General features: G+C 65.9%; 19 protein-coding genes. 8 read left to right on the top strand and 11 right to left on the bottom strand.

The genetic code is table 11. The features are described from left to right. Nucleotides 1-913: 913 nt before the first annotated feature. On the bottom strand, nucleotides 914-3418 hold the full coding sequence (gene bamA, locus QW868_RS09030) for an outer membrane protein assembly factor BamA (protein WP_316230372.1): 2505 nt from the start codon (nucleotides 3416-3418) through the stop codon (nucleotides 914-916). A gap of 810 nt (nucleotides 3419-4228) precedes the next feature. Between bamA and QW868_RS09035 the strand changes: the two genes are divergently transcribed. The 3 genes from QW868_RS09035 to QW868_RS09045 all read left to right on the top strand — a co-directional run bounded on the left by QW868_RS09035 (nucleotide 4229) and on the right by QW868_RS09045 (nucleotide 8886). After that, a complete protein-coding gene (locus QW868_RS09035) occupies nucleotides 4229-5443 on the top strand; it encodes an aminotransferase class I/II-fold pyridoxal phosphate-dependent enzyme (protein WP_316230373.1) in 1215 nt (404 codons plus the stop codon). 11 nt (nucleotides 5444-5454) lie between these two features. Then, nucleotides 5455-7929, top strand: a complete 2475-nt coding sequence (locus QW868_RS09040; RefSeq protein WP_316180678.1) for a DNA translocase FtsK — start codon at nucleotides 5455-5457, stop codon at nucleotides 7927-7929. Nucleotides 7930-8052: 123 nt separating this feature from the next. After that, nucleotides 8053-8886, top strand: a complete 834-nt coding sequence (locus tag QW868_RS09045; RefSeq protein WP_409999129.1) for an outer membrane lipoprotein carrier protein LolA — start codon at nucleotides 8053-8055, stop codon at nucleotides 8884-8886. Between the two features lie 19 nt (nucleotides 8887-8905). On the opposite strand, the gene QW868_RS09050 is transcribed toward QW868_RS09045, so the two are convergent. Beyond that, the gene (locus QW868_RS09050) at nucleotides 8906-9976 is read right to left on the bottom strand and encodes a DUF2336 domain-containing protein (RefSeq protein WP_316230374.1); all 1071 of its coding nucleotides are present in this window, start codon (nucleotides 9974-9976) and stop codon (nucleotides 8906-8908) included. A 228-nt stretch (nucleotides 9977-10204) separates the two neighbouring features. On the opposite strand from QW868_RS09050, the gene QW868_RS09055 reads away from it, so the two are divergent. After that, nucleotides 10205-11743 (top strand): YifB family Mg chelatase-like AAA ATPase, encoded by a 1539-nt coding sequence (locus tag QW868_RS09055; RefSeq protein ID WP_316230375.1) that lies wholly within the window; start codon nucleotides 10205-10207, stop codon nucleotides 11741-11743. Nucleotides 11744-11841: 98 nt separating this feature from the next. On the opposite strand, the gene QW868_RS09060 is transcribed toward QW868_RS09055, so the two are convergent. After that, nucleotides 11842-12321 carry a hypothetical protein gene (locus QW868_RS09060; RefSeq protein ID WP_316230376.1) on the bottom strand — a complete coding sequence of 160 codons (480 nt, stop codon included), beginning with the start codon at nucleotides 12319-12321 and terminating at the stop codon, nucleotides 11842-11844. A 459-nt stretch (nucleotides 12322-12780) separates the two neighbouring features. Beyond that, nucleotides 12781-13128 carry a hypothetical protein gene (locus QW868_RS09065; RefSeq protein WP_316230377.1) on the bottom strand — a complete coding sequence of 116 codons (348 nt, stop codon included), beginning with the start codon at nucleotides 13126-13128 and terminating at the stop codon, nucleotides 12781-12783. A gap of 403 nt (nucleotides 13129-13531) precedes the next feature. On the opposite strand from QW868_RS09065, the gene QW868_RS09070 reads away from it, so the two are divergent. Beyond that, nucleotides 13532-13759 carry a hypothetical protein gene (locus tag QW868_RS09070; protein WP_315785023.1) on the top strand — a complete coding sequence of 76 codons (228 nt, stop codon included), beginning with the start codon at nucleotides 13532-13534 and terminating at the stop codon, nucleotides 13757-13759. Between the two features lie 127 nt (nucleotides 13760-13886). Beyond that, a complete protein-coding gene (locus QW868_RS09075; protein WP_316230378.1) occupies nucleotides 13887-16124 on the top strand; it encodes a PAS domain-containing hybrid sensor histidine kinase/response regulator in 2238 nt (745 codons plus the stop codon). A 48-nt stretch (nucleotides 16125-16172) separates the two neighbouring features. Here QW868_RS09075 and coaA read toward each other — a convergent pair whose 3' ends face one another. The 7 genes from coaA to hisB all read right to left on the bottom strand — a co-directional run bounded on the left by coaA (nucleotide 16173) and on the right by hisB (nucleotide 20938). Then, nucleotides 16173-17129, bottom strand: a complete 957-nt coding sequence (gene coaA / locus QW868_RS09080; protein WP_315740433.1) for a type I pantothenate kinase — start codon at nucleotides 17127-17129, stop codon at nucleotides 16173-16175. Nucleotides 17130-17162: 33 nt separating this feature from the next. After that, nucleotides 17163-17486 (bottom strand): phosphoribosyl-ATP diphosphatase, encoded by a 324-nt coding sequence (locus QW868_RS09085; protein ID WP_257167618.1) that lies wholly within the window; start codon nucleotides 17484-17486, stop codon nucleotides 17163-17165. Between the two features lie 78 nt (nucleotides 17487-17564). After that, a complete protein-coding gene (gene hisF / locus QW868_RS09090; protein ID WP_315740432.1) occupies nucleotides 17565-18341 on the bottom strand; it encodes an imidazole glycerol phosphate synthase subunit HisF in 777 nt (258 codons plus the stop codon). 11 nt (nucleotides 18342-18352) lie between these two features. Continuing rightward, nucleotides 18353-19087, bottom strand: a complete 735-nt coding sequence (gene hisA / locus QW868_RS09095) for a 1-(5-phosphoribosyl)-5-[(5-phosphoribosylamino)methylideneamino]imidazole-4-carboxamide isomerase (RefSeq protein ID WP_315778164.1) — start codon at nucleotides 19085-19087, stop codon at nucleotides 18353-18355. Nucleotides 19088-19147: 60 nt separating this feature from the next. Beyond that, nucleotides 19148-19798: an imidazole glycerol phosphate synthase subunit HisH gene (gene hisH / locus QW868_RS09100; RefSeq protein WP_316230379.1), complete on the bottom strand. Its 651-nt coding sequence runs from the start codon at nucleotides 19796-19798 to the stop codon at nucleotides 19148-19150. Beyond that, a complete protein-coding gene (locus QW868_RS09105; protein WP_315813449.1) occupies nucleotides 19795-20319 on the bottom strand; it encodes a DUF2628 domain-containing protein in 525 nt (174 codons plus the stop codon). Before QW868_RS09105 ends, hisH begins: the two co-directional genes overlap by 4 nt. A gap of 25 nt (nucleotides 20320-20344) precedes the next feature. After that, nucleotides 20345-20938: an imidazoleglycerol-phosphate dehydratase HisB gene (gene hisB / locus QW868_RS09110; protein ID WP_316230380.1), complete on the bottom strand. Its 594-nt coding sequence runs from the start codon at nucleotides 20936-20938 to the stop codon at nucleotides 20345-20347. A gap of 195 nt (nucleotides 20939-21133) precedes the next feature. Here hisB and hslV point away from each other — a divergent pair, with 195 nt between their 5' ends. Beyond that, nucleotides 21134-21694, top strand: coding sequence for an ATP-dependent protease subunit HslV (gene hslV, locus QW868_RS09115; protein WP_316230381.1), 561 nt, complete (start codon nucleotides 21134-21136; stop codon nucleotides 21692-21694). A gap of 3 nt (nucleotides 21695-21697) precedes the next feature. Beyond that, nucleotides 21698-22297: a DUF2585 domain-containing protein gene (locus QW868_RS09120; RefSeq protein WP_316230382.1), complete on the top strand. Its 600-nt coding sequence runs from the start codon at nucleotides 21698-21700 to the stop codon at nucleotides 22295-22297. Nucleotides 22298-22302 lie beyond the last annotated feature (5 nt).

Consider the following 22302-nt stretch of genomic DNA (forward strand, 5'->3'; position numbering starts at 1 on the left):
GGTTATGGATCCCGGGTCGGCGCGCTTCGCGCTTGCCCGGGACGACAGCTGTGGTTGGCGCACCCGTCGTTGCCTCCGAGACGCAGATCGAAGGCGAACGATCTCGTTCTCGCGACACGATGCGCCCGAGCTGTGCTGAAACTCACCGCCCTCGAATCATGAGGGCGCGGGGAAGGCCGGGCGCTGGCCGCGCCCGTGGCCCGCCTGCGAAAGAAAATGCAGGCGGCAGGTACCACAGGTCTGGCCGAGAACACCCGGCCTTCCCCGCGCAACGGTTTTAACGGCTGCTTCGCGTTCTCCCTGGTGCGCCGGGCTGTCTGGCCACCATCACGAGCGCGACACGTTAGCATCAGCACCCGCTTGATATCAGCATCGGGATATCAGGACCGCGCGACTTGACCGTGCGTACATCGCCGTTCGTCCGCGCAGACTGAACTACGCTGCGGCAACACACGCCCATCGCCTCCCACTGCCAACGGTCCGTGACGGTCGCGAAACGCCCCTCATGCGGCAACAGGATGCGCGGAAATGTGCAGGTGATTTGCCCGACGATGCAACGTCGGCAGCGTGCGACAAAGTAGCTCGACGGGCAATTTGCGCATGGGAGGAATGCTGACGGCGTCTTCTGCGCGATACGATCTCTTTCCCCTTGGACAGTCGGCTCCCCTCCCCCTTGCGGGGAGGGGTTGGGGGTGGGGGTCCGCGGGCGCTGACTTCAGTGGCGTGAACGCCGGGCGAACAGCAAGCGGCGCTATCGCCGATATCAGGGCACGGGCTTTGACTCTCATGTCGAGCATGATTCGTGGACCCCCACCCCCGACCCCTCCCCGCAAGGGGGAGGGGAGCGCACCGCCGCTGGCGTCAAGGCGAGATTCCAACGCTCGCAGATCAATCAAGCCTGCTTCATCCGCACTCAGAACGACGTGCCGCCGCCGAATCTGAACTCCTGGACGGTGTCGTATTTGCCCTTGGACAGCGGCACCGCGTAGTCGAAGCGGAGCGGGCCGAAGGGCGAGGCCCAGATCAGGCCGACTCCGACGGAGGAGCGCACCACCTTGCTGTCATCGTACAGCAGGCCGCATTTGCAGGTCGCGGTGTTGACCTCGCCGGTCGCCGCCCAGGAGGTCGGGCCCTGATAGCCCCACAGCGAACCGGCATCGGCATAGACGGCGCCCTTCAAGCCCACTTCCTTCGGCAGGAACCAGAACGGCATCTGCAGCTCCGCCGAGGCGCCCCAATATTTGGTGCCCCCGAGCGCGTCGCCAGTCGCGCCGAGGCTCGCATAAGTGATGTCGCGCGCCCCGATTCCGTTCGAGGCGAAGCCACGCACCAGGCTCGGTCCCATCTGGAAGTGGTCGAGCATCCGCAGATCCTTGTCGCCGATCTTGTTCAGCATGCCGCCCTGCAGGTGGATGATGCCGACGATATCGGCCACCAGCGGCGAGTAATACTTCGCGTCGATCGCCGACTTGAGGTAGCTGACGTTGCCGCCGACGCCGGCGAAATCCTGCTTCCAGTCGATCAGCAGACCATCCGTCGGGTTCTTGTTGTTGTCGAGCGTGTTGTAGCTGAGCGTGTAGCCGAGCGCGGAGGTCAGCGCGGCGCCGTCGCTCAGCTCCTTGCGGACCGGCAGGCTCGATTCGCCATCGCCGTAGCAGCCCCAGCCGTAATAGCCCGAGCTGGTCGAATTGGTCGGATCGACGCCGCCGAGCACGCTCTTGATGTAGGCCGGGGTCGGGTTGAAGGCGAGCAGGCTGTTGGCGGCGTTGTTGTTGCAGTTCTGGTAGTAGGACGGCAGCGATATCTCCTGGCGGTAGAGCGAGTATCGCAGCTGGAGCGAGAGGTCTTCGCGCAACTGGAAGCCGAGCCGCGGGCTGAAGCCGATCGTCGTCACACCATAGCTCGTATAGCTGTTCGCCAGCTGCTGCTTGTAGTAGACATCCAGGCCGAGCGCGATCCGGTTGTCGAGCAGATAGGGCTCGACGAAGGACAGCGAGACGCCCCTGCTGTATTGGCCGTAGCTCACGGACGCCTTGGCGTACAGGCCGCGGCCGAGGAAGTTGCGCTCCGAAACCGAGACCTCACCCAGCGCGCCGTCGGTGGTCGAATAGCCGCCGGAAACGGAGAGGTCGCCGGTCGACTTCTCCTCCAGATTGACCACGAGGATGACGCGGTCGCTCGACGAGCCCGGCTCGGCCGTGATCTTCACCTCTTTGAAGAAGTCGAGGTTCTTCAGCCGGCGCTCGGCGCGGTCGACCAGCGCGCGGTTGTAGGCGTCGCCCTCGGAGAGATCGAACTCGCGCCGGATCACGTAGTCGCGGGTGCGGGTGTTGCCGCGGATGGTGATGCGCTCGATATAGGTGCGCGGACCCTCGTCGACCTGGAACACGATCGCCACCGTGTGGGCTTCCAGATTGCGGTCGCCGCGCGGACGCACGACGGCGAAGGCAAAGCCGCGACGCGAGGCCTCGATCTGCATCTCCTCGACCGACTTCTCGAGCTGCTCGACGTTGTAGAGCGCGCCGACATTGACGCGCGAATAGCCGCGCAGCGTGTTGGCGTCGAGCGCCGCGACGCTCGACTGGAACTGCACCGAGCTGACGCGGTATTGCTGGCCCTCCTCGATCTGGAACGTGACCAGGAAGCCCTTCTGGTCCGGGTCATATTCGCTGAGCGCCGCGACGACCTGAACGTCGGCATAGCCGTTCTTCAGATAGAAGCGGCGGATGAGGTCGCGATCGGCCTCGACGCGGTCGGGGTCGTAGACGTCGTTGTTGCCGAGGAAGCTGAGCCAGTTCGTTGCGTGCGTCTTGATGACGTCGCGCAGGCGCGCGGCGGAATAGGTGTTGTTGCCGACGAAGCTGATCGACTTCACGCCCGTCTTGACGCCCTCTTCGATGGTGAAGACGAGGTCGACGCGGTTGTTGGGCTGCTCGATGATCTCCGGCGTGACGCGCACGTCGTAGCGGCCGGAGCGGCGATAGATCTCGGCGATGCGCTGCGCGTCCGACTGCACCATCGGACGGGACAGCGTTCCGCGCGGCTTCGACTGCACTTCCGCCGTGAGCTGTTCGTCCTTGACCTTCTTGTTGCCCTCGAAGGCGACGCGGCCGATCACGGGATTCTCGACCACGCGCACGATCAGCCGGCCGCCCTGCCGGTCGATCTTCACGTCGGCGAACAGGCCGGTCTGGACCAGGGCCTTGAGGCCGTCGTCGACCTGGCCGGCATCGAGCGTGCCGGTGGGACCCGGCTTGAAATAGGAGCGGATGGTGTCGGATTCGACGCGCCTGTTACCCTCGACCGTGATCAAGGTCGCAACCGCGGCCGGCGCTGCCATCGCGATGCGGGGCGGCGCGGTCATTGGCATGGCCAGCAGCATCAGGGCAAGCACGCCCGGCAGTCTCAGACGCATCATCGACGCTCTTTCGAAAGTCAGAGTCCTCGGCGCGCACACGTTCGTCGGCACGCCACCGGAATCGCTGATGCCCGTCAAAGATGGTCGCGATGCGCCGATCTCGTTTCGTGAAATGTCTGATGATGCGGGATGTGACTGAGTGTTTCCGGTCAGACAAGATTCTCGGGCCAACCGAGCGGCAGAGGGTATGAGCAGCTAATAAGTGCGTCGCCCGCGCTGCGACCAGAAAGCCACGGCTGAGGCGGACATCTCCGTTAAGCAATCGGCCCGGCCGCGCCGCATTCGGTGGCTTCCGAAATCAAATTCTACAAATCTTCGGAAGTTGGCAATACGAGGGAAAAACGAGGGTGCTAATTGATCGTCATCCGAACTAAGCCCCCAAGTAGTTCGGCCAAGGCCCGGTGCGCGTAGATTCCCATTGATATTCCGGCGCACCGGGCCGCCCTTTTCCCTCGCGCGCGAGCCGATGGCCCGTAGGATGGGCAGAAGCGCGGCGGTGCCGCGGCTCCATCCGAGGTCGCGGCAGCGCCATGCCCACGGTCTGAGCGCGAATGCGCTGCTCGGCGGTGTGCAAGCCGCCGCCTTCTGCGGTCGCCTTGCCCTCCTACGGTTCCCGCCGCCCCACCCGAATCGCCACAATGTCCGCCGCTGTTGCGAAATTGCCTCTGGATCGGGCCGGAAAAACCGATCAAAACGGGCGGCAGCGCCGATGGTTAATCGCGTCTTAACCTCGCCCCACCTATGGTGACCACAAAGGCACCGGTTCATGGGCGATCGGCGGCTTCCACTGGTTTGGCGCGCGTTTTACGTATGGCAATGACCGCTTCATCCCCCGCGCCCGCTGGCGCCAGCCATTCGGAGAGCGAACGCTCGCCGTTTGCGCGGCTGAACGAGCTGCTCGCCCCCTACAAGCCGGGCAAGCCGATGATCACGCTCGCCGTTGGCGAGCCGCAGCATCCGGTGCCGGACTTCGTCGGGCCTGTATTGGCCCAGCACATCGCCGAGTTCGGCCGCTACCCGGCCGCCAAGGGCATCGAGCCGTTCCGCAAGGCGGCCGCCGGCTGGCTGGCGCGGCGATTCGCACTGCCGCGCGCGATCGATCCCGAGCACGAGGTTCTCGTCCTGAACGGCAGCCGCGAGGGCCTGTTCTTCGCCGCCCATGCCGCGCTCCGCCATGTCGGCCCGCGCCGCGGACGATCGGCGATCCTGATGCCGAACCCGTTCTATCCGGTGTATGGCGTCGGCGCCCGTACCGCCGGCTGCGACTCCATCTATCTGCCGACCACGCGCGACAACGGCTTCCTGCCCGATCTCGATGCGATCGACGAGACGACGCTTTCGCGCACTGTCGCGTTCTATCTCGCCACGCCCGCCAATCCGCAGGGCTCGGTGGCCAGCCCGGACTACATGCGCAAGCTGGTCCGGCTCGCCGACCGCTGGGGCTTTCTGATCTTCAGCGACGAGTGCTATTCGGAGATCTACACGCGACAGGCGCCCGGCAGCATGCTCGAGCATGCCGGCCCCGACTACGCCAACGTCGTCGCGTTCCAATCGCTGTCGAAGCGCTCCAACGTGCCGGGCATGCGCATCGGCTTCGCCGCCGGCGACCGCAAATTCCTCGCCGCCTTCCACGAGCTGCGCAACGTCGCGGCGCCGCAGGTGCCGGTGCCGCTGCAGCATGTCGCGGCGGCCGCCTATGGCGACGAGGCACATGTCGAGGACAACCGGCGGCTGTACCGCGCCAAGTTCGACCTCGCCGACCAGATCATCGGCAACCGTTATGGCTACAGGCGGCCCGATGGCGGCTTTTGCGTCTGGCTCGACGTGGCGAACCGCGGCGGCGACGAGGAGGTGACGCTGCGGCTGTATCGCGACGCCGGCGTGCGGGTTGTGCCCGGCAGCTACCTGGCGCGGCCGCAAGCCGACGGCTTCAATCCAGGCGCCGGCTATATCCGGCTGGCGCTGGTGGCCGATGCCGACTCCACTGGTGAGGCGTTGCACCGGCTGGTCGAGGTCCTGGGATAATCGCGGGGCTGATGCAGATGCCGGCGATCGAACGAGTCATTCCCCTGGTCAACCACCTGCCGACGTCGCTGCGCGACGCGCTGGTGCGGCGGCTGCGCGAGCTCGCAGGCCTCGCGCTGATCGGCCTGTCCGGCATCGCCGCGGCGGCGCTGATGACCTGGTCGGTGCAGGACCCGAGCCTGAGCCACGCCACCTCGCGCGCGATCCGCAACATCGTCGGCTATCCCGGCGCGATCGGCGCCGATCTCCTGATGCAGATCTTCGGCCTCGGCGCCATCATGGTCATCCTGCCGATCGCGATCCGCGGCTGGCGCATGATGACGCATCGGCCGTTCGATCGCGAGGCGCTGCGCTTCGGCGCCTGGGTGCTCGGCGCCGTCATCGCCGCCGGACTTGCCAGCTGCTGGCCGCGCTCGCACGCCTGGCCGCTGCCGACCGGTCTCGGCGGCGTGGTCGGCGACGCCCTGGTGCGCGCACCGGCCGTAGTGTTCGGGCCGCCCGGTGTGATCTATCGGCTGGTGCTCGGCGCCCTTCTTCTGGTTGCGATGATCGGCTGCCTGCTGGTGGCCGGCGGCATGGGCGCGAAGGAAGCCGATCCGAGCCTGCTCGCGGATGAGGACGACGACACGCCGCTGGCCGACCCCGAGGACGACGACGACCGCAAGGCGATCCGGCTCGGCTGGGTGTTCCACGCCATCATGAGCGCCAAGGCGCAGGTCGTCTGGTTCCTGAGCACGGCCTACCGCGCACTGGTGTCATCAGGCCCGCAGCCGCGCGCCGCCGCCGCAAGCCGGCAGGAGCCGAGCCTGGGCCGCGGCCAGGGCAAGCCGACGCTCGCGCCCGAGATGGACGAGCACGGCGGCGACGAGGACGAGGCCGACGAAGGCGAGGACGAAGAAGAGGAGGAGGAGCCCGCTCCCCGCGCCCGCAAGAAGCCCGCGGCCAAGACGCCGGCGCGCAAGTCCAACGACAAATACGACCTGCCCTCGGTCTCGATGCTGGCGGCGCCGAAATCCTCCGACCGCCAGCCGCTGTCGAAGAGCGAGCTGGAGGCCAATTCGCGCGCGCTGGAAGGCGTGCTGCAGGACTTCGGCGTGCGCGGCGAGATCGTCAAGGCGCATCCCGGCCCGGTCGTCACGCTGTACGAGCTGGAGCCGGCGCCGGGCATCAAATCGTCGCGCGTCATCGGTCTCGCCGACGACATCGCCCGCTCGATGAGCGCGCTGTCGGCGCGCGTCGCGGTCGTGCCCGGCCGCAATGCCATCGGCATCGAGCTGCCCAACGCGCATCGCGAGAAGGTCTATTTGCGCGAGTTGCTCGTCGCCAAGGAGGCGACCGAGAGCGTCGCCAAGCTGCCGCTGTGCCTCGGCAAGAACATCGGCGGTGAATCCATCATCATCGATCTCGCCCGCACCCCGCACATGCTGATCGCCGGCACCACCGGCTCGGGCAAATCGGTCGCCATCAACACCATGATCCTGAGCCTGGTCTACCGGCTCCGGCCGGACCAGTGCCGGCTGATCATGGTCGACCCGAAGATGCTCGAATTGTCGGTCTATGACGGCATTCCGCATCTCCTCACGCCTGTCGTCACCGATCCGAAGAAGGCCGTCGTCGCGTTGAAATGGGCCGTGCGCGAGATGGAGGAACGCTACAAGAAGATGGCCAAGCTCGGCGTGCGCAACATCGACGGCTACAATGCCCGTCTCGGCGAAGCGCGCGCCAAGGGCGAGGAGCTGACCCGCACCGTCCATACCGGCTTCGACAAGGAGACCGGCAAGGCGATCTACGAGGAGGAGAAGCTCGACCTCGATCCCCTGCCCTACATCGTCATCATCGTCGACGAAATGGCCGACCTGATGATGGTCGCCGGCAAGGACATCGAGGGCACGGTGCAGCGCCTCGCCCAGATGGCGCGCGCCGCCGGCCTGCACGTCATCCTGGCAACGCAGCGCCCGTCGGTCGACGTCATCACCGGCACCATCAAGGCGAACTTCCCGACCCGCATCTCCTTCCAGGTCACCTCCAAGATCGACAGCCGCACCATCCTCGGCGAGATGGGCGCCGAGCAGCTGCTCGGCCAGGGCGACATGCTCTACATGGCCGGCGGCGGCCGCATCAGCCGCGTGCACGGCCCGTTCTGCTCCGACGAGGAGGTCGAGAAGGTCGTCAAGCACCTGAAGGCACAGGGCTCGCCGGAATATCTCGAGGCGGTCACCGCCGAGGAGCCGAGCGAGGAGGATGGCGCCGTGTTCGATGCCACCGGCATGGGCGGCGGCGGTGGCGACGACCTGTTCTCCCAGGCGGTCGCCGTGGTCAAGCGCGACCGCAAGGCCTCGACCAGCTACATTCAACGCCGGCTGCAGATCGGCTATAACAAGGCCGCTTCGCTGATGGAGCGGATGGAACAGGAAGGCATCGTCGGCCAGGCCAACCACGCCGGCAAGCGCGAGATCCTGGTGCCCGAGGAGGAAGGCGGATTCTGACGGCCCCGATGGCCGCAGAAACGCCGTTTCGGTGCCCGATCTTCACGCGATTACGATCACGCTGCCCGCCCGATCCGGGATAGAACGCGTAAAACTCAGGACGTCGTTTTGAAAAGCTCCTTGTTGAACAGCACGTTTTCGTATCACGCAGCTTCGCGCGGGCGCCGGATCTGCGCCTGGCTGGTCGCCTGCGCCGTGACGACATGCTCTGTCGCCGGTGCGTCCGGTCACGCCGCCGCGCAGGGCACGCCGGCTCCGAAATCAGGCCCGAAGAGCGGCTCCCAGCTCAGCGCCTCCGACCAGCAGCGCTCGGGCCAGAGTCCCTCGACCACCCAGACCGCCCCGCCCAACCCGATCATTCCCGATCCCCGGCGCAACGTGCCGGCCAGCATCTTCACCTCGTTCGACGCCAACCAGAAGGCGCAGGCGGCCAAGGTCAGCGCCTATCTGTCGTCGCTGCAGACGCTGGTCGGGAACTTCGTCCAGGTCGGCCCGGACGGCAGCAAGACCAAGGGCGATTTCTACATCCAGAAGCCGGGCAAGGTCCGCTTCGAATACGAGCCGCCGACGCCGATCGACATCATCGCCGACGGCTCCTCGCTGGTGGTGCGCGACCGCAAGCTCGCGACCCAGGACGTCTATCCGCTGTCGCAGACGCCGCTGCGCTATCTGCTGTCGGACCGCATCGACCTGCTCAAGGACACCAACGTGATCGCGGTCGCGGCCGACGACCTCTACGTCACGATCACGATCGAGGAGAAGCAGGCGCTGATCGGCACCAGCCGGCTGATGCTGATGCTCGGCGTCAAGGACGGCCAGCTCAAGCAGTGGACCGTGACCGATCCGCAGGGCTACGACACCACCATCGCCGTCTACAATCTCGATACGACCAAGAAGCTCGATCCGGCGATGTTCAAGATCGACTTCACGGCCTATCCGAGCACGCCGCCGGGCTGACGCCGCCTCTCGCGCTCGCTCAGCGCGATTCGAGCCCGCGCACCTTCCATTGCGCTTCGGACAGTGCAAGCTTCTCGAAGCGCTTGCGCGCCTCCTCGAGGTCATCGGCCGGAAGCGCGTCGCAGCCGGGCCGGCCGCGCAGGATCATCGACGTCGTCGCCCAGCTCAGCCGCGCCGCCTTGCAGGCCAGCAGCAGATCCGTGAGACGATCCTCCTCCAGCAGCGCTTCGATCGTCTCGATGGTGACGACGCAGAGCAGCGCCAGCGCTGCGATCACGGCAGGGAAATCGCCGGTGGCGCAGAAGCGGTTGACGGCGGAGTCGCCGAGCTTGCCGGTGCGGCTGAGGGCGGCAACCTCGGCCTTGACCTGCTGATAATCCCAGATCGCGCGCATTGCCGCGCCGGGCGAGCGGGTCGGCGTCGCCTGCAGGGTGGCGCGGGTCGCCGGCGGTGCGGCCTTGATGAAGCGGGCGCGGGCGCCCTCGCTCGCCGCGGCGACGAAGGCCCGCGACAGCTTGGCCGGCAGATCTGTGCGCAGCGCGAGCTTTTCGGCGAGATCCTCGTCGCGCTCGGCGATCTTGAACAGGCTGCGATAGCCATCCTCGGACAGCCGGGCGGAGAGGTTCTGTGCCAGCGCCATACGCACCGCCGGAAAGCCGCGTGCGATCAGCTGCGTCGTGAGGCTGTCGCTAATGCCCCTGCGGCTGGCGAGCGCGACGAGATGCGCCGGGCTGCCGGTGCGGATGAACTCGGCGAGGTCGCGCTCGGTCAGCACCGCCGCCTTGGCCAGCATCGGTCCGGCGACGCGCAATTCGGGGTGAACGGCGAGCAGCCGCGCGGTGGCGTAAGGCGCACGCTCCACGCTGGCGAGCGCCATGCTCAGCTCGGCCAGCAGCTCGGTCGCGACCTGCGGCATCAGCCGGGCGAACATCTGATCGTAGAGATCGAGCTGCTCGGCCGACGCCGGCCGCGGACCGGCCAGGAACAGGCTGGTGGTCCGGCGCAGCATGTCGGTGGCGAGCTCGGACACCGTCCGCGCATCACCGGCGGGCGTCTTGGCGGTCGGAGCTGCCGCAGGCGCTGGAGGCATCGCACGTCCCTCGTTGGGCGCCTCTCGGCTGTGACAGAGGCGCGGGTCGATCATCAATTGAGGAAGAATGCGAAGGCCGGACTAAAGGGGCGTTAAGCCCGGCGGACGGAGCTGAACCCCACGCGGCTGTCGTTAATGGATTGCGGCAGAGCGCGGCAACAAATGTTCCCGTATTGTTCTTGCGAACAAGGCCGGCATCCGCTAGCCTCCTTGCCCGGGAGGGGCATCATGGTCCAGCGCGTTTCCACCGTCGCCTTCGAGGGGATCGAGGCCCGCGCGGTCGACGTGCAGGTCCAGGTCGCGCCCGGCCTGCCGGCCTTCGCGATCGTCGGCCTGCCGGACAAGGCGGTGTCGGAAGCGCGCGAGCGGGTGCGCTCGGCGCTGATCGCCTCGGGCCTGGCGCTGCCGGCGCGGCGCATCACCGTGAACCTCGCGCCGGCCGACGTGCCCAAGGAAGGCAGCCATTACGACCTGCCGATCGCGCTGGGGCTGATGGCCGCGATCGGCGCCATTCCGCCGGATGCCCTCGGCGGCTTCACCGTGCTGGGCGAGCTCGGCCTCGACGGCTCGATCGCGCCAGTCGCCGGCGTGCTGCCCGCGGCCATCGGCGCCAATGCGCGCGAGGAAGGATTGATCTGCCCGGCCGCCTGCGGCGCCGAGGCGGCGTGGGCGAGCCCGGACTTGCAGATCATCGCGGCGAGCTCGCTGATCCAGATCGCCAACCATTTCAAGGGCACGCAGGTGCTGTCGCGGCCGCAGCCGAAGATCCAGGAGGCACCCGCAAGCCTGCTCGACCTGCGCGACATCAAGGGCCAGGAGAGCGGCAAGCGCGCGCTCGAGATCGCCGCTGCCGGCGGGCATCATCTGCTGATGATCGGCTCGCCCGGCGCCGGCAAGTCGATGCTGGCGGCGCGGCTGCCGTCGATCCTGCCGCCGCTGTCGCCGGCAGAACTCTTGGAAGTTTCGATGATCGCCTCGGTGGCCGGCGAGATCGAGGGTGGCGCGCTGACGTCGCGCCGGCCGTTCCGCAGCCCGCATCATTCCGCCAGCATGGCGGCGCTAACCGGCGGCGGCCTGCGCGCCCGCCCCGGCGAGATCTCGCTGGCGCATCAGGGCGTGCTGTTCCTCGACGAGCTGCCGGAGTTCGATCCGCGCGTGCTCGATTCGCTGCGCCAGCCGCTGGAGAATGGCGAGGTCTCGATCTCGCGCGCCAACCACCGCGTCACCTACCCTGCCCGCTTCATGCTGGTCGCCGCGCTGAATCCGTGCCGTTGCGGCAACGCCTTCGAGCCCGGCTATGCCTGCAAGCGCGGCCGCATCGACCGCTGCACCGCCGACTACCAGATGCGCATCTCCGGCCCGTTGATGGACCGCATCGACCTGCGCATCGAGGTGCCCGCGGTGACCGCCGCCGACCTGATCCTGCCGCCTTCCAAGGAAGGCTCGGCCGAGGTCGCGGCCCGCGTCGCGGCCGCGCGCGACCTGCAGCGCGCCCGCTACGCCAAAGCCGGCCTGCCGCACATCCGGACCAACGCCGAGGCGCCGGCCGCCGTGCTCGACGAGATCGCCAGGCTCGATGCGCCCGGCCAGAAGCTGCTGCGCGAGGCCGCCGAGACGATGCGGCTGTCCGCCCGCGGCTATCACCGCGTGCTGCGCGTGGCGCGGACGCTCGCCGATCTCGACCACGCCGAGACCATCGGCCGGCTGCATCTGGCCGAGGCGCTGTCGTATCGTGCGCTGGCGGAGGACAATCGCCATGCGGCTTGAGTCTATTTCAGCAGGAGACTACGCCGTCTTGCGCGGACCCGTTCCTAGATCGAGTTTTCTAAAGAGTGCGACCCGACAGTCACCGCCGGTCTTTCAGTTTAGGGCCGGATTATTAGTGGTGGTAGTGGATTCAGCGGCGGAAGAAGCGGAGGACGCCCGTCGTAACGCCTACGCATATACAATCTGACATACCCGTATCCGGGGCCAACGAGAGTATCTGGGCTAGGATGCTCGGCGTCGACGCCTTGCGCCATCTTGCTCGTCCACCGCCCATTCGGCAGCTGACGGGCCGCATGAGTAACGAGACCATTCAAGACATAGATGGCAATCTTTTCGTGTCCAGCTTCAAGGGTTCCGTCGGAGCAAACGACGAATCCAGCACTCTCAAAAAACGCCTGGAATGCCGCAGGCGTTTCTTCGCGGGGCAAATGGATCGGCCATCCCATCTGTCCGCGATCATCGGGCCAGATAGCTTGTTGTTCGTAGGTCACAGCCCAAGCGATGCAATTGTAATTCGGCGTCGCATCACTCTTCGGAAAAAATGTGATCCCCTCAGCGACGTTCGGAAAAGGATTCATGTCCCTGTCAAATGCGTCCTGTCTGCTGCCCCCAACGCAACCAACTTGCGGTCATCTGTGGAACGAAACCTCGCTCATGAGGTGGAACGGGGTCGACTCCGCAAAGATCATGTAGAAGCGGAAACCAATGAAGATGGACAGAGCCATTCTGCATTCGTTCAAGTACGAAGGAAACCGATCGGTCGCCTAAACTCTTTAGGTCTGCAAACGCAGGATGAGCCGTAATTGCTGAAATGGAGGACTGCCACCGAGTGTCGGCCAACCACTCGGAAACCTTTGAGTCAAAGAATGCGCGTGCACTGTCTTCTACAGCATGGTCTAGCAGACCTTTATTGTAGGGACGGTGTGTACCAACGCTCCTAGTTAGGAGATCGCTATCGTACCGTTTGGAGACCACGCCCGGAACCGAATTCAGATCGGTAGTAGAAGGAGATGCTTGAAATCCAATGAGAGGAGGTCTCATGGCTGAGTCCCCTTCGCTTGAGCATATTGGTCGAGTTCTTTGATTTGTTGAGTGAGCCAATCTCGAAGATCAACGGCGGCTTGCTTAGTCATTATTACATCAAAATCGATTTCCCGAACGATGCCAACCTTGCCGTCGGTAGACACAGGCGGTGATAATTGCCCCTCGGGCGAAACGTTGTGAGTCTGAACCTGAGGGATCGCTGCTCTCTCGTTATAGAATGCACAGTGAATAAAGCCCCGAGGAGTAATTCCGCCAATAACTCCGTCGGAATGCACTACCCGGAACTGGGTACCTTTGATGTAAAAGAAGCTCACCGTGTCAGGTACCTCGGCAGGTGCCATAGCCACTCTTTCCTTCTGGGAAACCACCGGAAATCCAAGCGTACCGAATCAATTGACAGAGGACCATACCCCAGCCAGCCCACGTTGCCAGCCAGCCGTTAATGAATATGGCATATTGAAGGCTCCTATCGAGAATGAATGGTTCGACTCCGCCAGAGCGGGAACAATTCGGACTGAGTTCAAATGGGAGATATTGTACCCGGTCCGGCCGCGCCTGCGGCGCCTTTCCCACGGCGAACAGTGCCGAAACTTCGTACGCCTTCCGAACTGGCGCAACGAAGTTCCTGGTGCACTCCGCGACGTGACTCCCGCTAGTTCAACACTCTGGTAACGACTTCTCTTTACGCTCCGACAACCATAGGGCCCGCGTTCCGTCATCAGGCCTTCCGCGTCGGTGCGTATCATGTTGCGTTTCAAGGTCCTCGTCTCGGCCGTGCCGCTGATCGCGGCCGCGGTCATCGCCAGACTCGAATTGGCGCCCTCCCCGCAGCCCTGCATTGCCGTCGGTGCCGACAGCGTCTCGCTCGGCTCCGCGCCCTTTCACGCCGATCTCCATGTCGACTTCACCGATGATCCCGCGCGCGCAACCACGCCTCATCACCGACCGATCCGGTTCTGTGAGCCGGGCTAACGCCCGGTTCACCATCTCTGCACGGCAGAATCGCGCGTGCACGACCTTTCAAAGTCTCAGCAATACCGACTCCGCATGGTGCGGGCCGGCCATGACATTGGGATCGAAATCGTCGGGGGTGATCGAGATGGGACCGATTTTTCACGTCAGGCTACGCCTGCGCCGGTTCATGCGCCGTCACCGCACCATCTTCGCGATCCTGCGCTCGCTGATGATCTTCTCCGCTGGCTTCGGCGGCGCGTACGGCTTCATCAAGGCCAGCATCTCCGACAACTCCGGCTATAACCCACACACGTTCGCGATCGGAGCCAGCTTCCTGTTCGCGCTCGCCTGCGTCGGCCTGGCCACGCTCAGCATGCGGCTGCGCTTCGTCGCCAAGAAGATGCACAAGATTGCGCTCCACAACGAGGTGCTGGCGGACCGGAACTGGGAGCTGCAGGAAGCCGAGCAGCGCGCCCGCAATCTGTTCGAGCAGCAGGGCGACCTCATCGTCATGCGCGCGCGCGACGGCACCATCATCTTCGTCAACGACGCCTATTGCCGGATGGCGGGCCTCGACCGCGACAACCTGCTCGGCAGCGCGTTCACCTTCGAGCTGATCGAGCAGGGCGACAGCGCGCTGGAGCCGAACGGCACGCGCGTCCACGACCAGCGCATCGAGAGCGCGATCGGGCCGCGCTGGATCGCGTGGCGCGAGGCACTGGTGCGTTCCGACGCCGGCCAGCCCGCCGTGCTGCAATGTGTCGGCCGCGACGTCACCGACCGCACCGAGACCGAGCGCGCGCTGGCGGAGGCGCGCGACCAGGCCAATGCCGCGAACCGCGCCAAGTCGCGGTTCCTGGCAATGGCGAGCCACGAGATCCGCACGCCGCTGAACGGCATCCTCGGCATGAGCGGGCTGCTGCTCGAGACGCAGCTGACGCCGGAGCAGACCACCTACGCCAAGGCGGTTCGCACCTCGGGTGAAGCCTTGATGTCGCTGATCGACGAGCTGCTCGACTATTCCAAGATCGAGGCCGGCAAGCTGGCGCTGGAGGCGCAGCCATTCTCGCTGGCGACGCTGATCGAGGAGGTCACCGAGCTGCTGGCGCCGCGGGCGCAGGCCAAGCAATTGGAGATCGCGGCCTATCTCGACGAGCGGCTGCCGACCTGGGTGACCGGCGACGCCGCGCGGCTGCGCCAGGTGCTGCTCAACCTCGCCGGCAACGCCATCAAGTTCACGGCTTCGGGCGGCGTCGCGCTGATCGCCGAGCCCGGGATCTGGCCGAACGAGATCAGCTTCCAGGTGCGCGATACCGGCATCGGCATCGCAGCCGACGCCCAGGAGCGCATCTTCCGCGAATTCGAGCAGGCCGATGACAGCGTGGCGCGCAGCTTCGGCGGCACCGGACTTGGCCTGGCGATCTCCGACCGGATCGTCAAGCGCATGGGCGGCCGCATCGCGCTGCAGAGCCAGCTCGGCGCTGGCTCCACCTTCGAGGTGTCGGTGCCGCTGCCGCCGGCGCTGGAGCGCGGCGAGCAGAACAGTTTCCGTGGCCCCGACCTCGCGGGACAGTCGATCATGCTGGTCGCGCCGGCCGGGCTGCAGGCCGAGCTGATCGAACGGCGCCTGCAGAACTGGGGCGCGCAGACCTGCCTGGTCGCCGAGGCCGAGGTGGCGGAAGCCCTGCTGCCCGAACGCGCCTGGCACGCCGTGCTGGTCGACGACGCCATCGGCAGCGACGCGTCGCTCCGTCTGGGCGGGGCCGCGCAACATCACACGACACGGCTGATCGTGCTGGTCACGCCGGCGAGCCGCCACGAGCTGACACCAGCGGCGCCGTTCAACGGCTATCTGGTCAAGCCGCTGCGGGCCGCCTCGCTCGCCGCGCGCGTGAGCTTTGACACCGATGGAACGGTCCCGGCGCTCGCTGACGATCCGATCCCGATCGCGCCGCCGATTGCGGTTCAGGCCGGCGGGAGCCTGTCCATCCTCGTCGCCGAGGACAACGACATCAACGCGCTGCTGATGCGCTCGCTGCTGACCAAGCTCGGCCACCACGCCGACATCGCCGTGCATGGCGAAGCCGCGCTGGACTCCTGGCTCGCGGCGCGCTCGGCCGGCGCGCCCTATGATCTGATCCTGATGGATGTGCAGATGCCTAAGCTCGACGGCATTGCCGCCGCCAAGCGCATCCGCGCCATCGAGGCCAGCGAGCCGGGCCGGCGCACGCCGATCCTGGCGCTCACGGCCAATGCCCTGGTCGAGGACCGCTACGCCTGCTTCGAGGCCGGCATGGATGGCTTCCTGGTCAAGCCGATCGATCGCGACAAGCTGGACGAGGCGCTGGCGAATCTGGCGGCGGCGCGACAGGTGGCGGCGTAAGTAATTAGTTGGAGCGGATCAGTTCAGCGCTACGCTCGCGGGCCACGCTCACAACCGCCTGAGCGCCACCGTCTCGACCTCGTGGTCCGCGCCCTTCTTCAGGATCAGCGTCGCGCGCGGCCTTGTCGGCAGGATGTTGTCCTCGAGATTGGCCAGGTTGGTGCGCTCCCAGATGGCGATCGCAGTGGCGATGGCCTCCTCGTCCGACAGCAGCGCGTAGCGGTTAAAGTAGGACCGGGGATCATGGAACGCCGTGTCGCGCAGCGACAGGAAGCGCTTGACGTACCATTTGCGCAGGATCGCCTCATCGGCATCGATATAAACCGAGAAGTCGAAGAAGTCGGAGACGACCGGCACGGCCTTGCCGTCGCGCGGCAGCGGCCCGGTCTGCAGCACGTTGACGCCTTCGACGATGAGGATGTCCGGCTGGTCGATCTCGACCCACTGATGGGGGACGATGTCGTAGGTAAGATGCGAGTAGACCGGCGCGCGCACCTGATGCCGGCCGGCCTTGATGTCGGAGAGGAAACCCAGCAGCCGCGGCAGGTCGTAGCTTTCCGGAAAGCCCTTCTTCTGCATCAGGCCCTGCCGCTCCAGGACCGCGTTCGGATAGAGGAAACCGTCGGTGGTGATGAGATCGACCTTCGGCCGCGGCGACCAGCGCGCCAGCAAGGCCTGCAGCACGCGCGCGGTGGTGGACTTGCCGACCGACACCGAGCCGGCAACGCCGATGATGTAGGGCATCTTGCGGTCGCGGATGCCGAGGAACTGGCGCTGCGCGTAGTACAGCCGCTGCGCCGCGTCGACATACATCGACAGCAGTCGCGACAACGGCAGATAGATGTCCTCGACCTCCTTGAGATCGAGGCGATCGTGCATCGACCGCAGCTTGGAGAACTCGCCGGGCTCCAAGGTCATCGGCGTGTCGTTGCGCAGCTCGGCCCATTGCTCGCGGGTGAAGACGCGGTACGGATTATATTGTTGTTCGGTGGTGCGCATATCCATGACGCTGCCCTTCGTTTCCCCGGCCGACGCGCCCTACTCCGTCTTGCGCGACGCCTTTTCTTCCAGCCCCGACTGACCGGTGCGCTTGCCGAGCGCCGCCTCGACCTCCTCGAGCCGGACGTCGCGCGACTTCAACAACACCAACAGATGAAACAGCAGATCGGCGCTTTCGGAGATCAGATGCTCGCGGTCGGTGCCAACAGCGGCGATGACCGTCTCGACCGCCTCCTCGCCCATCTTCTTGGCGCATTGCGCCGGGCCCTTGTCGAGCAGCTTGCGCGTATACGACGCCTCGCCGCCCGCCGCGGCGCGCGCGTCGATGATGGCAGCGAGATCGTGAAGCGTGAAACGGGACATCAGCCGGTACTCGGAACGCCTGCCCGAACCACGGCGGCCGGACCAGCGTTCATCTAACATTTTTGCGGCGCAATGTCGTCAGGGATCGAGCCGCATCGGCAGGCCCTGGCGCGCCATGTGCTCCTTGGCCTGCCGGATGGTAAATTCCCCGAAATGGAAGATCGAGGCGGCCAGAACCGCAGTCGCGCGGCCCTCGCGGATGCCGTCGACCAGATGGTCGAGATTGCCGACTCCGCCGGAGGCGATCACCGGCACCGGCACGCTGTCGGCGACCGCCCGGGTCAGCGGCAGGTCAAAACCCTGGCGCGTGCCGTCGCGGTCCATCGACGTCAGCAGGATCTCGCCGGCACCGAGCGCGACCACCTCCTGGGCGTATTCCAGCGCGTCGATGCCGGTCGATTTGCGTCCGCCATGGGTGAAGATCTCCCAGCGGCTGCCGCCGCCCGGCCGCGACACGGACTTGGCGTCGATCGCGACCACGATGCACTGCTCGCCGAACTTCTCGGCCGCCTCCTTGACGAATTCGCGCCTGCTCACCGCGGCCGAATTGATCGAGACCTTGTCGGCGCCGGAGCGCAGCAGGGTCTTGATGTCGTCGATGGTGCGCACGCCGCCGCCAACCGTGACCGGCATGAAGCAGGCCTCCGCCGTGCGCCGGACGACGTCCAGCATGATGCCGCGGTTCTCATGGGTGGCGGTGATGTCGAGGAAGCAGAGCTCGTCGGCGCCGGCGGCGTCATAGGCGATCGCGGCCTCGACCGGATCGCCGGCGTCGCGCAGATTGACGAAGTTGACACCCTTGACGACCCGTCCGTCCTTGACGTCGAGGCAGGGAATGACACGGACCTTGAACATCCTGTTCTCTCCTACGCGCGCGCCGCGCGGATCAGCGCCAGCGCCTCTGCCGGGTCGAGCCGGCCGTCATAGAGCGCGCGGCCAGCGATGGCGCCTTCGAGCTTTTTCGCACGCGGTGTCAGCATCGCCCTGACGTCCTCGATCGAGGCAAGGCCGCCGGAGGCGATCACGGGAATCGAGATGGCATCGCCGAGCGCGATCGTAGCGTCGAGGTTGAGGCCCTTGAGCAGGCCGTCGCGGGCGATGTCGGTGAAGATGATCGCGGCGACGCCGGCGTCCTCGAAGCGTTTGGCGATGTCGAGCGCGGTGACCTCGGACGTCTCCGCCCAGCCTTCGACCGCGACCTTGCCGTCGCGGGCATCGAGGCCGACGGCGACGCGGCCGGGAAAGGCCTTCGCAGCGGTCTTCACCAGCTCGGGATCGCGCACCGCTGCGGTGCCGATGATGACGCGGGTGACGCCTTTGCCGAGCCAGGCCTCGACCGTCTTGAGATCGCGAATGCCGCCGCCGAGCTGCACCGGCATCTTGACGACCTCCAGCATCTTCTCGACGGCCTGCGCATTGACAGGCTTGCCGGCGAAGGCACCGTCGAGGTCGACGACGTGGAGATATTCAAAGCCCTGGTCGGCGAAGCTCTTGGCCTGCGCGGCGGGATCGAGGTTGAACACGGTGGCGCGCGCCATGTCGCCCTGCTCCAGGCGCACGCACTGGCCGTTCTTCAGATCGATGGCGGGAAACAGGATCATATCAGTTGTCTTTCACGAGCGCGCCCTGTCCGCCTCTTGCGGCGAACAGGACGGAAGCGCTCACGGCTTCCATTTCAGGAAGTTGGAAATGAGGGCGAGACCGAAACGCTGGCTCTTCTCGGGATGGAATTGGGTGCCGATCGCGGTGTCCTTGCCGACGATCGCCGTGATCGGACCGCCGTAATCGGCGCGCGCCAGCACATCGTTCTCGTTGACCGCATTCAAGTGATAGGAGTGCACGAAATAGGCGTGCAAGCCCTTCGGCCCGAGCGGCAGCCGCTCCAGGACCGGATGCTCCTGCACCAGGTCGAGCGTGTTCCAGCCCATGTGCGGGATCTTCAGGCTCTCGTCACGAGGGGAAATCTTCTCGACGTCGCCGGCGATCCAGTCGAAGCCGTCGGTGGTGACATGCTCCTTGCCGCGCGTTGCCATCAATTGCATGCCGACGCAGATGCCGAAGAACGGCCGCGCCTTGTGGCGGACGGCTTCGGTCATCGCCTCCAGCATGCCGTTGACGGAGTCGAGGCCGCGGCGGCAATCGGCGAAGGCGCCGACGCCGGGCAGCACGATGCGGTCGGCGCGATACACGGTGTCGGGATCACGCGTGACGACGACCTTCTGCGGATCCGCCATGCCGCGCGCGGCACGCTCGAACGCCTTGGCGGCGGAATGCAGATTGCCGGAGCCATAATCGATGATTGCAACACTCATCGTCCACCTCCGGGTTCGGGAAACAAGCCAATGATGCTGGCATGCGGCAGCGGCGGCGGGTGCAGCCCATTGCCATTGTCGCGGGTCGGCGGCGCCGCGCCGCGATCGACGGTGTGATTGTCGTAGCCGAGCGTGCTGCGCCGGGCGGCCCAGCGCTCGAAGAAGCGGCGCTCGGCGGCATCGAGATCGTCGGCGACGACGACGTCGATCTGGCGCCAATTGCCGCGCGAGTAGCTCCAGCGCTTCAGGCTCGAGGCTTCAAGCCCGAGCAGGATCGCGAACAACAAATCGACGCCGGCAATCGCACCACCGTTGACGCCGACGCGCACCAGGATCACGTCGAGCGCGATCATCAGCACGGCCCAGACGAGCATCGCAAGCCAGAGGCGATGCCAGGCCAGCCAGACGGCGCCGAGCACCGCGGCCCAGAAATGGAAGCCGTCGCGGATGAAGACGAAGCGATCGGTCGAACGCAGATCGACCCCGGCGGCCAGGGGAGCGTGAACCGTATAGACAGGCATGTCGATGATCCCTTGAGGGAAGCGGTCAGCCGCCGAGCTGACCCTTGGTGGATGGCACTTCGCCCTGATTGCGCGGATCGATCGAAAGCGCTGTCCGCAGCGCTCGCGCCAGACCCTTGAAGCAGGATTCGGCGATATGATGGGCGTTCTCACCGTACAGCGTCTCGACGTGCAAGGTGATGCCGGCGTTCATGGCAAACGCATTGAACCACTCGCGCACCAGCTCGGTGTCGAACTCGCCGATCTTGTCGCGCCCGAAGGTCGTGCGGAACACCAGCATCGGCCGGCCCGACACGTCGATCACGATGCGCGTCAAGGTCTCGTCCATCGGCATGTGGATCGAGGCATAGCGGGTGATGCCGGCCATGTCGCCGAGCGCCTGCCGCACCGCTTGGCCGAGCGCGATGCCGACATCCTCGGTGGTGTGGTGAAAGTCGATATGCAGGTCGCCGACCGCCTTGACCGTCATGTCGATGCGGGAATGCCGGGCAAGCAGATCCAGCATGTGATCGAAGAAGCCGATACCGGTCGCGATGTTCACGACGCCGGTCCCGTCGAGGTTCACGGACACCTCGATGTCGGTCTCTTTGGTCTTGCGCTTGATGGTCGCGCTACGCATGGGGTCAGCTTTCCCTTGAAAACGCGGCCCTTTTATCAGGCGGATGTCGGCTTAGCTACTGCGGGATAGCGCCCCGTACGCCTGATCTCGGGCCATGGTGAGCGGATTTCAAGACCGGGTCGGGCAGGGCAGGGACCCGGTAATTGTATCCCGACGCCTGAGCGCCTAAATCAGGGCATCAACCAGGGATCCCCCATGCACGCATCCTCGAACGAGCCCACCGTCTGGCACGGCACCACGATTCTGACCGTCCGCAAGGGGGGCAGGGTGGTGATCGGTGGCGACGGCCAGGTCTCGATCGGCCAGACCGTGATCAAGTCCAATGCCAGGAAGGTGCGCAAGCTCGGCAAGGGCGACGTCATCGGCGGCTTCGCCGGGGCCACCGCCGACGCCTTCACCCTGTTCGAGCGGCTGGAGAGCAAGCTCGAGCAATATCCGGGGCAGCTGACCCGGGCCGCGGTCGAGCTCGCCAAGGACTGGCGCACCGACCGCTACCTGCGGCGGCTCGAAGCGATGATGATCGTCGCCGACAAGGACGTCTCGCTGGTGCTGACCGGGACGGGCGACGTCCTGGAACCGGAGTCCGGCGTGATGGCGATCGGCTCCGGCGGCAACTATGCGCTTGCGGCGGCGCGTGCGCTGATCGACACCGACAAGGACGCCGAGAGCATCGTCCGCCGCTCGCTCGACATCGCCGCCGACATCTGCGTCTACACCAACCGCAACATCACCATCGAAGCATTGTCGGCCGAGTAGACCATGACCGCGGACGAGATCGGCGCCCCGTCCCGGCGGTCGTCCGGACCCTGGCTCATCCCGGTGCTCGGTCTGCTGGCGCTGCAGGCCGCACTGTTGTTCGCGATGGGCCGGCTGCCGATCTGCGCCTGCGGCACCGTCAAGCTGTGGCATGGCGTGGTGCAGAGCTCGGAGAACTCCCAGCATCTCACCGACTGGTACACGTTCTCCCACATCATTCACGGCTTCTTGTTCTATGCGCTGACCATGCTGGTGGTGCCGCGGCTGCCCTGGCAGGGGCGGCTGATCCTGGCGATGCTGATCGAGGGCACCTGGGAGCTGGTCGAGAACTCCAGCTTCATCATCGAGCGCTATCGTGCCGCCACGATCTCGCTGGACTATTTCGGCGACAGCATCGTGAACTCCGTCGGCGATACGCTGGCGATGATGACCGGCTTCCTGCTGGCGCGGGTGCTGCCGGTCTGGCTGACCGTCGTGATTGCAGTCGCGCTCGAGATCGGGGTGGGCCTGCACATCCGTGACAACCTGACCCTGAACATCTTGATGCTGATCTATCCAACCGAGGCGATCCGGCAGTGGCAGGCCGGACCGCCGCTCCTGTGACGGCG

The sequence above is a fragment of the Bradyrhizobium sp. SZCCHNR1051 genome (genome assembly GCF_032489615.1).
Taxonomy (GTDB): Bacteria; Pseudomonadota; Alphaproteobacteria; order Rhizobiales; family Xanthobacteraceae; genus Bradyrhizobium.

Bases quoted from the DNA above. Each gene is read 5' to 3' on its own strand.
- hisB (WP_316230380.1), bottom strand. From the start codon at position 20,938: ATGCGTAGCGCGACCATCAAGCGCAAGACCAAAGAGACCGACATCGAG.
- hisF (WP_315740432.1), bottom strand. From the start codon at position 18,341: ATGTTCAAGGTCCGTGTCATTCCCTGCCTCGACGTCAAGGACGGACGG.
- QW868_RS09105 (WP_315813449.1), bottom strand. From the start codon at position 20,319: ATGCCTGTCTATACGGTTCACGCTCCCCTGGCCGCCGGGGTCGATCTG.
- QW868_RS09035 (WP_316230373.1), top strand. From the start codon at position 4,229: ATGGCAATGACCGCTTCATCCCCCGCGCCCGCTGGCGCCAGCCATTCG.
- bamA (WP_316230372.1), bottom strand. From the start codon at position 3,418: ATGATGCGTCTGAGACTGCCGGGCGTGCTTGCCCTGATGCTGCTGGCC.
- QW868_RS09040 (WP_316180678.1), top strand. From the start codon at position 5,455: ATGCAGATGCCGGCGATCGAACGAGTCATTCCCCTGGTCAACCACCTG.
- hslV (WP_316230381.1), top strand. From the start codon at position 21,134: ATGCACGCATCCTCGAACGAGCCCACCGTCTGGCACGGCACCACGATT.
- QW868_RS09060 (WP_316230376.1), bottom strand. From the start codon at position 12,321: ATGAATCCTTTTCCGAACGTCGCTGAGGGGATCACATTTTTTCCGAAG.
- QW868_RS09075 (WP_316230378.1), top strand. From the start codon at position 13,887: ATGGGACCGATTTTTCACGTCAGGCTACGCCTGCGCCGGTTCATGCGC.
- coaA (WP_315740433.1), bottom strand. From the start codon at position 17,129: ATGGATATGCGCACCACCGAACAACAATATAATCCGTACCGCGTCTTC.
- QW868_RS09085 (WP_257167618.1), bottom strand. From the start codon at position 17,486: ATGTCCCGTTTCACGCTTCACGATCTCGCTGCCATCATCGACGCGCGC.
- QW868_RS09050 (WP_316230374.1), bottom strand. From the start codon at position 9,976: ATGCCTCCAGCGCCTGCGGCAGCTCCGACCGCCAAGACGCCCGCCGGT.
- hisH (WP_316230379.1), bottom strand. From the start codon at position 19,798: ATGAGTGTTGCAATCATCGATTATGGCTCCGGCAATCTGCATTCCGCC.
- QW868_RS09120 (WP_316230382.1), top strand. From the start codon at position 21,698: ATGACCGCGGACGAGATCGGCGCCCCGTCCCGGCGGTCGTCCGGACCC.
- QW868_RS09055 (WP_316230375.1), top strand. From the start codon at position 10,205: ATGGTCCAGCGCGTTTCCACCGTCGCCTTCGAGGGGATCGAGGCCCGC.
- QW868_RS09070 (WP_315785023.1), top strand. From the start codon at position 13,532: ATGTTGCGTTTCAAGGTCCTCGTCTCGGCCGTGCCGCTGATCGCGGCC.
- hisA (WP_315778164.1), bottom strand. From the start codon at position 19,087: ATGATCCTGTTTCCCGCCATCGATCTGAAGAACGGCCAGTGCGTGCGC.
- QW868_RS09065 (WP_316230377.1), bottom strand. From the start codon at position 13,128: ATGGCACCTGCCGAGGTACCTGACACGGTGAGCTTCTTTTACATCAAA.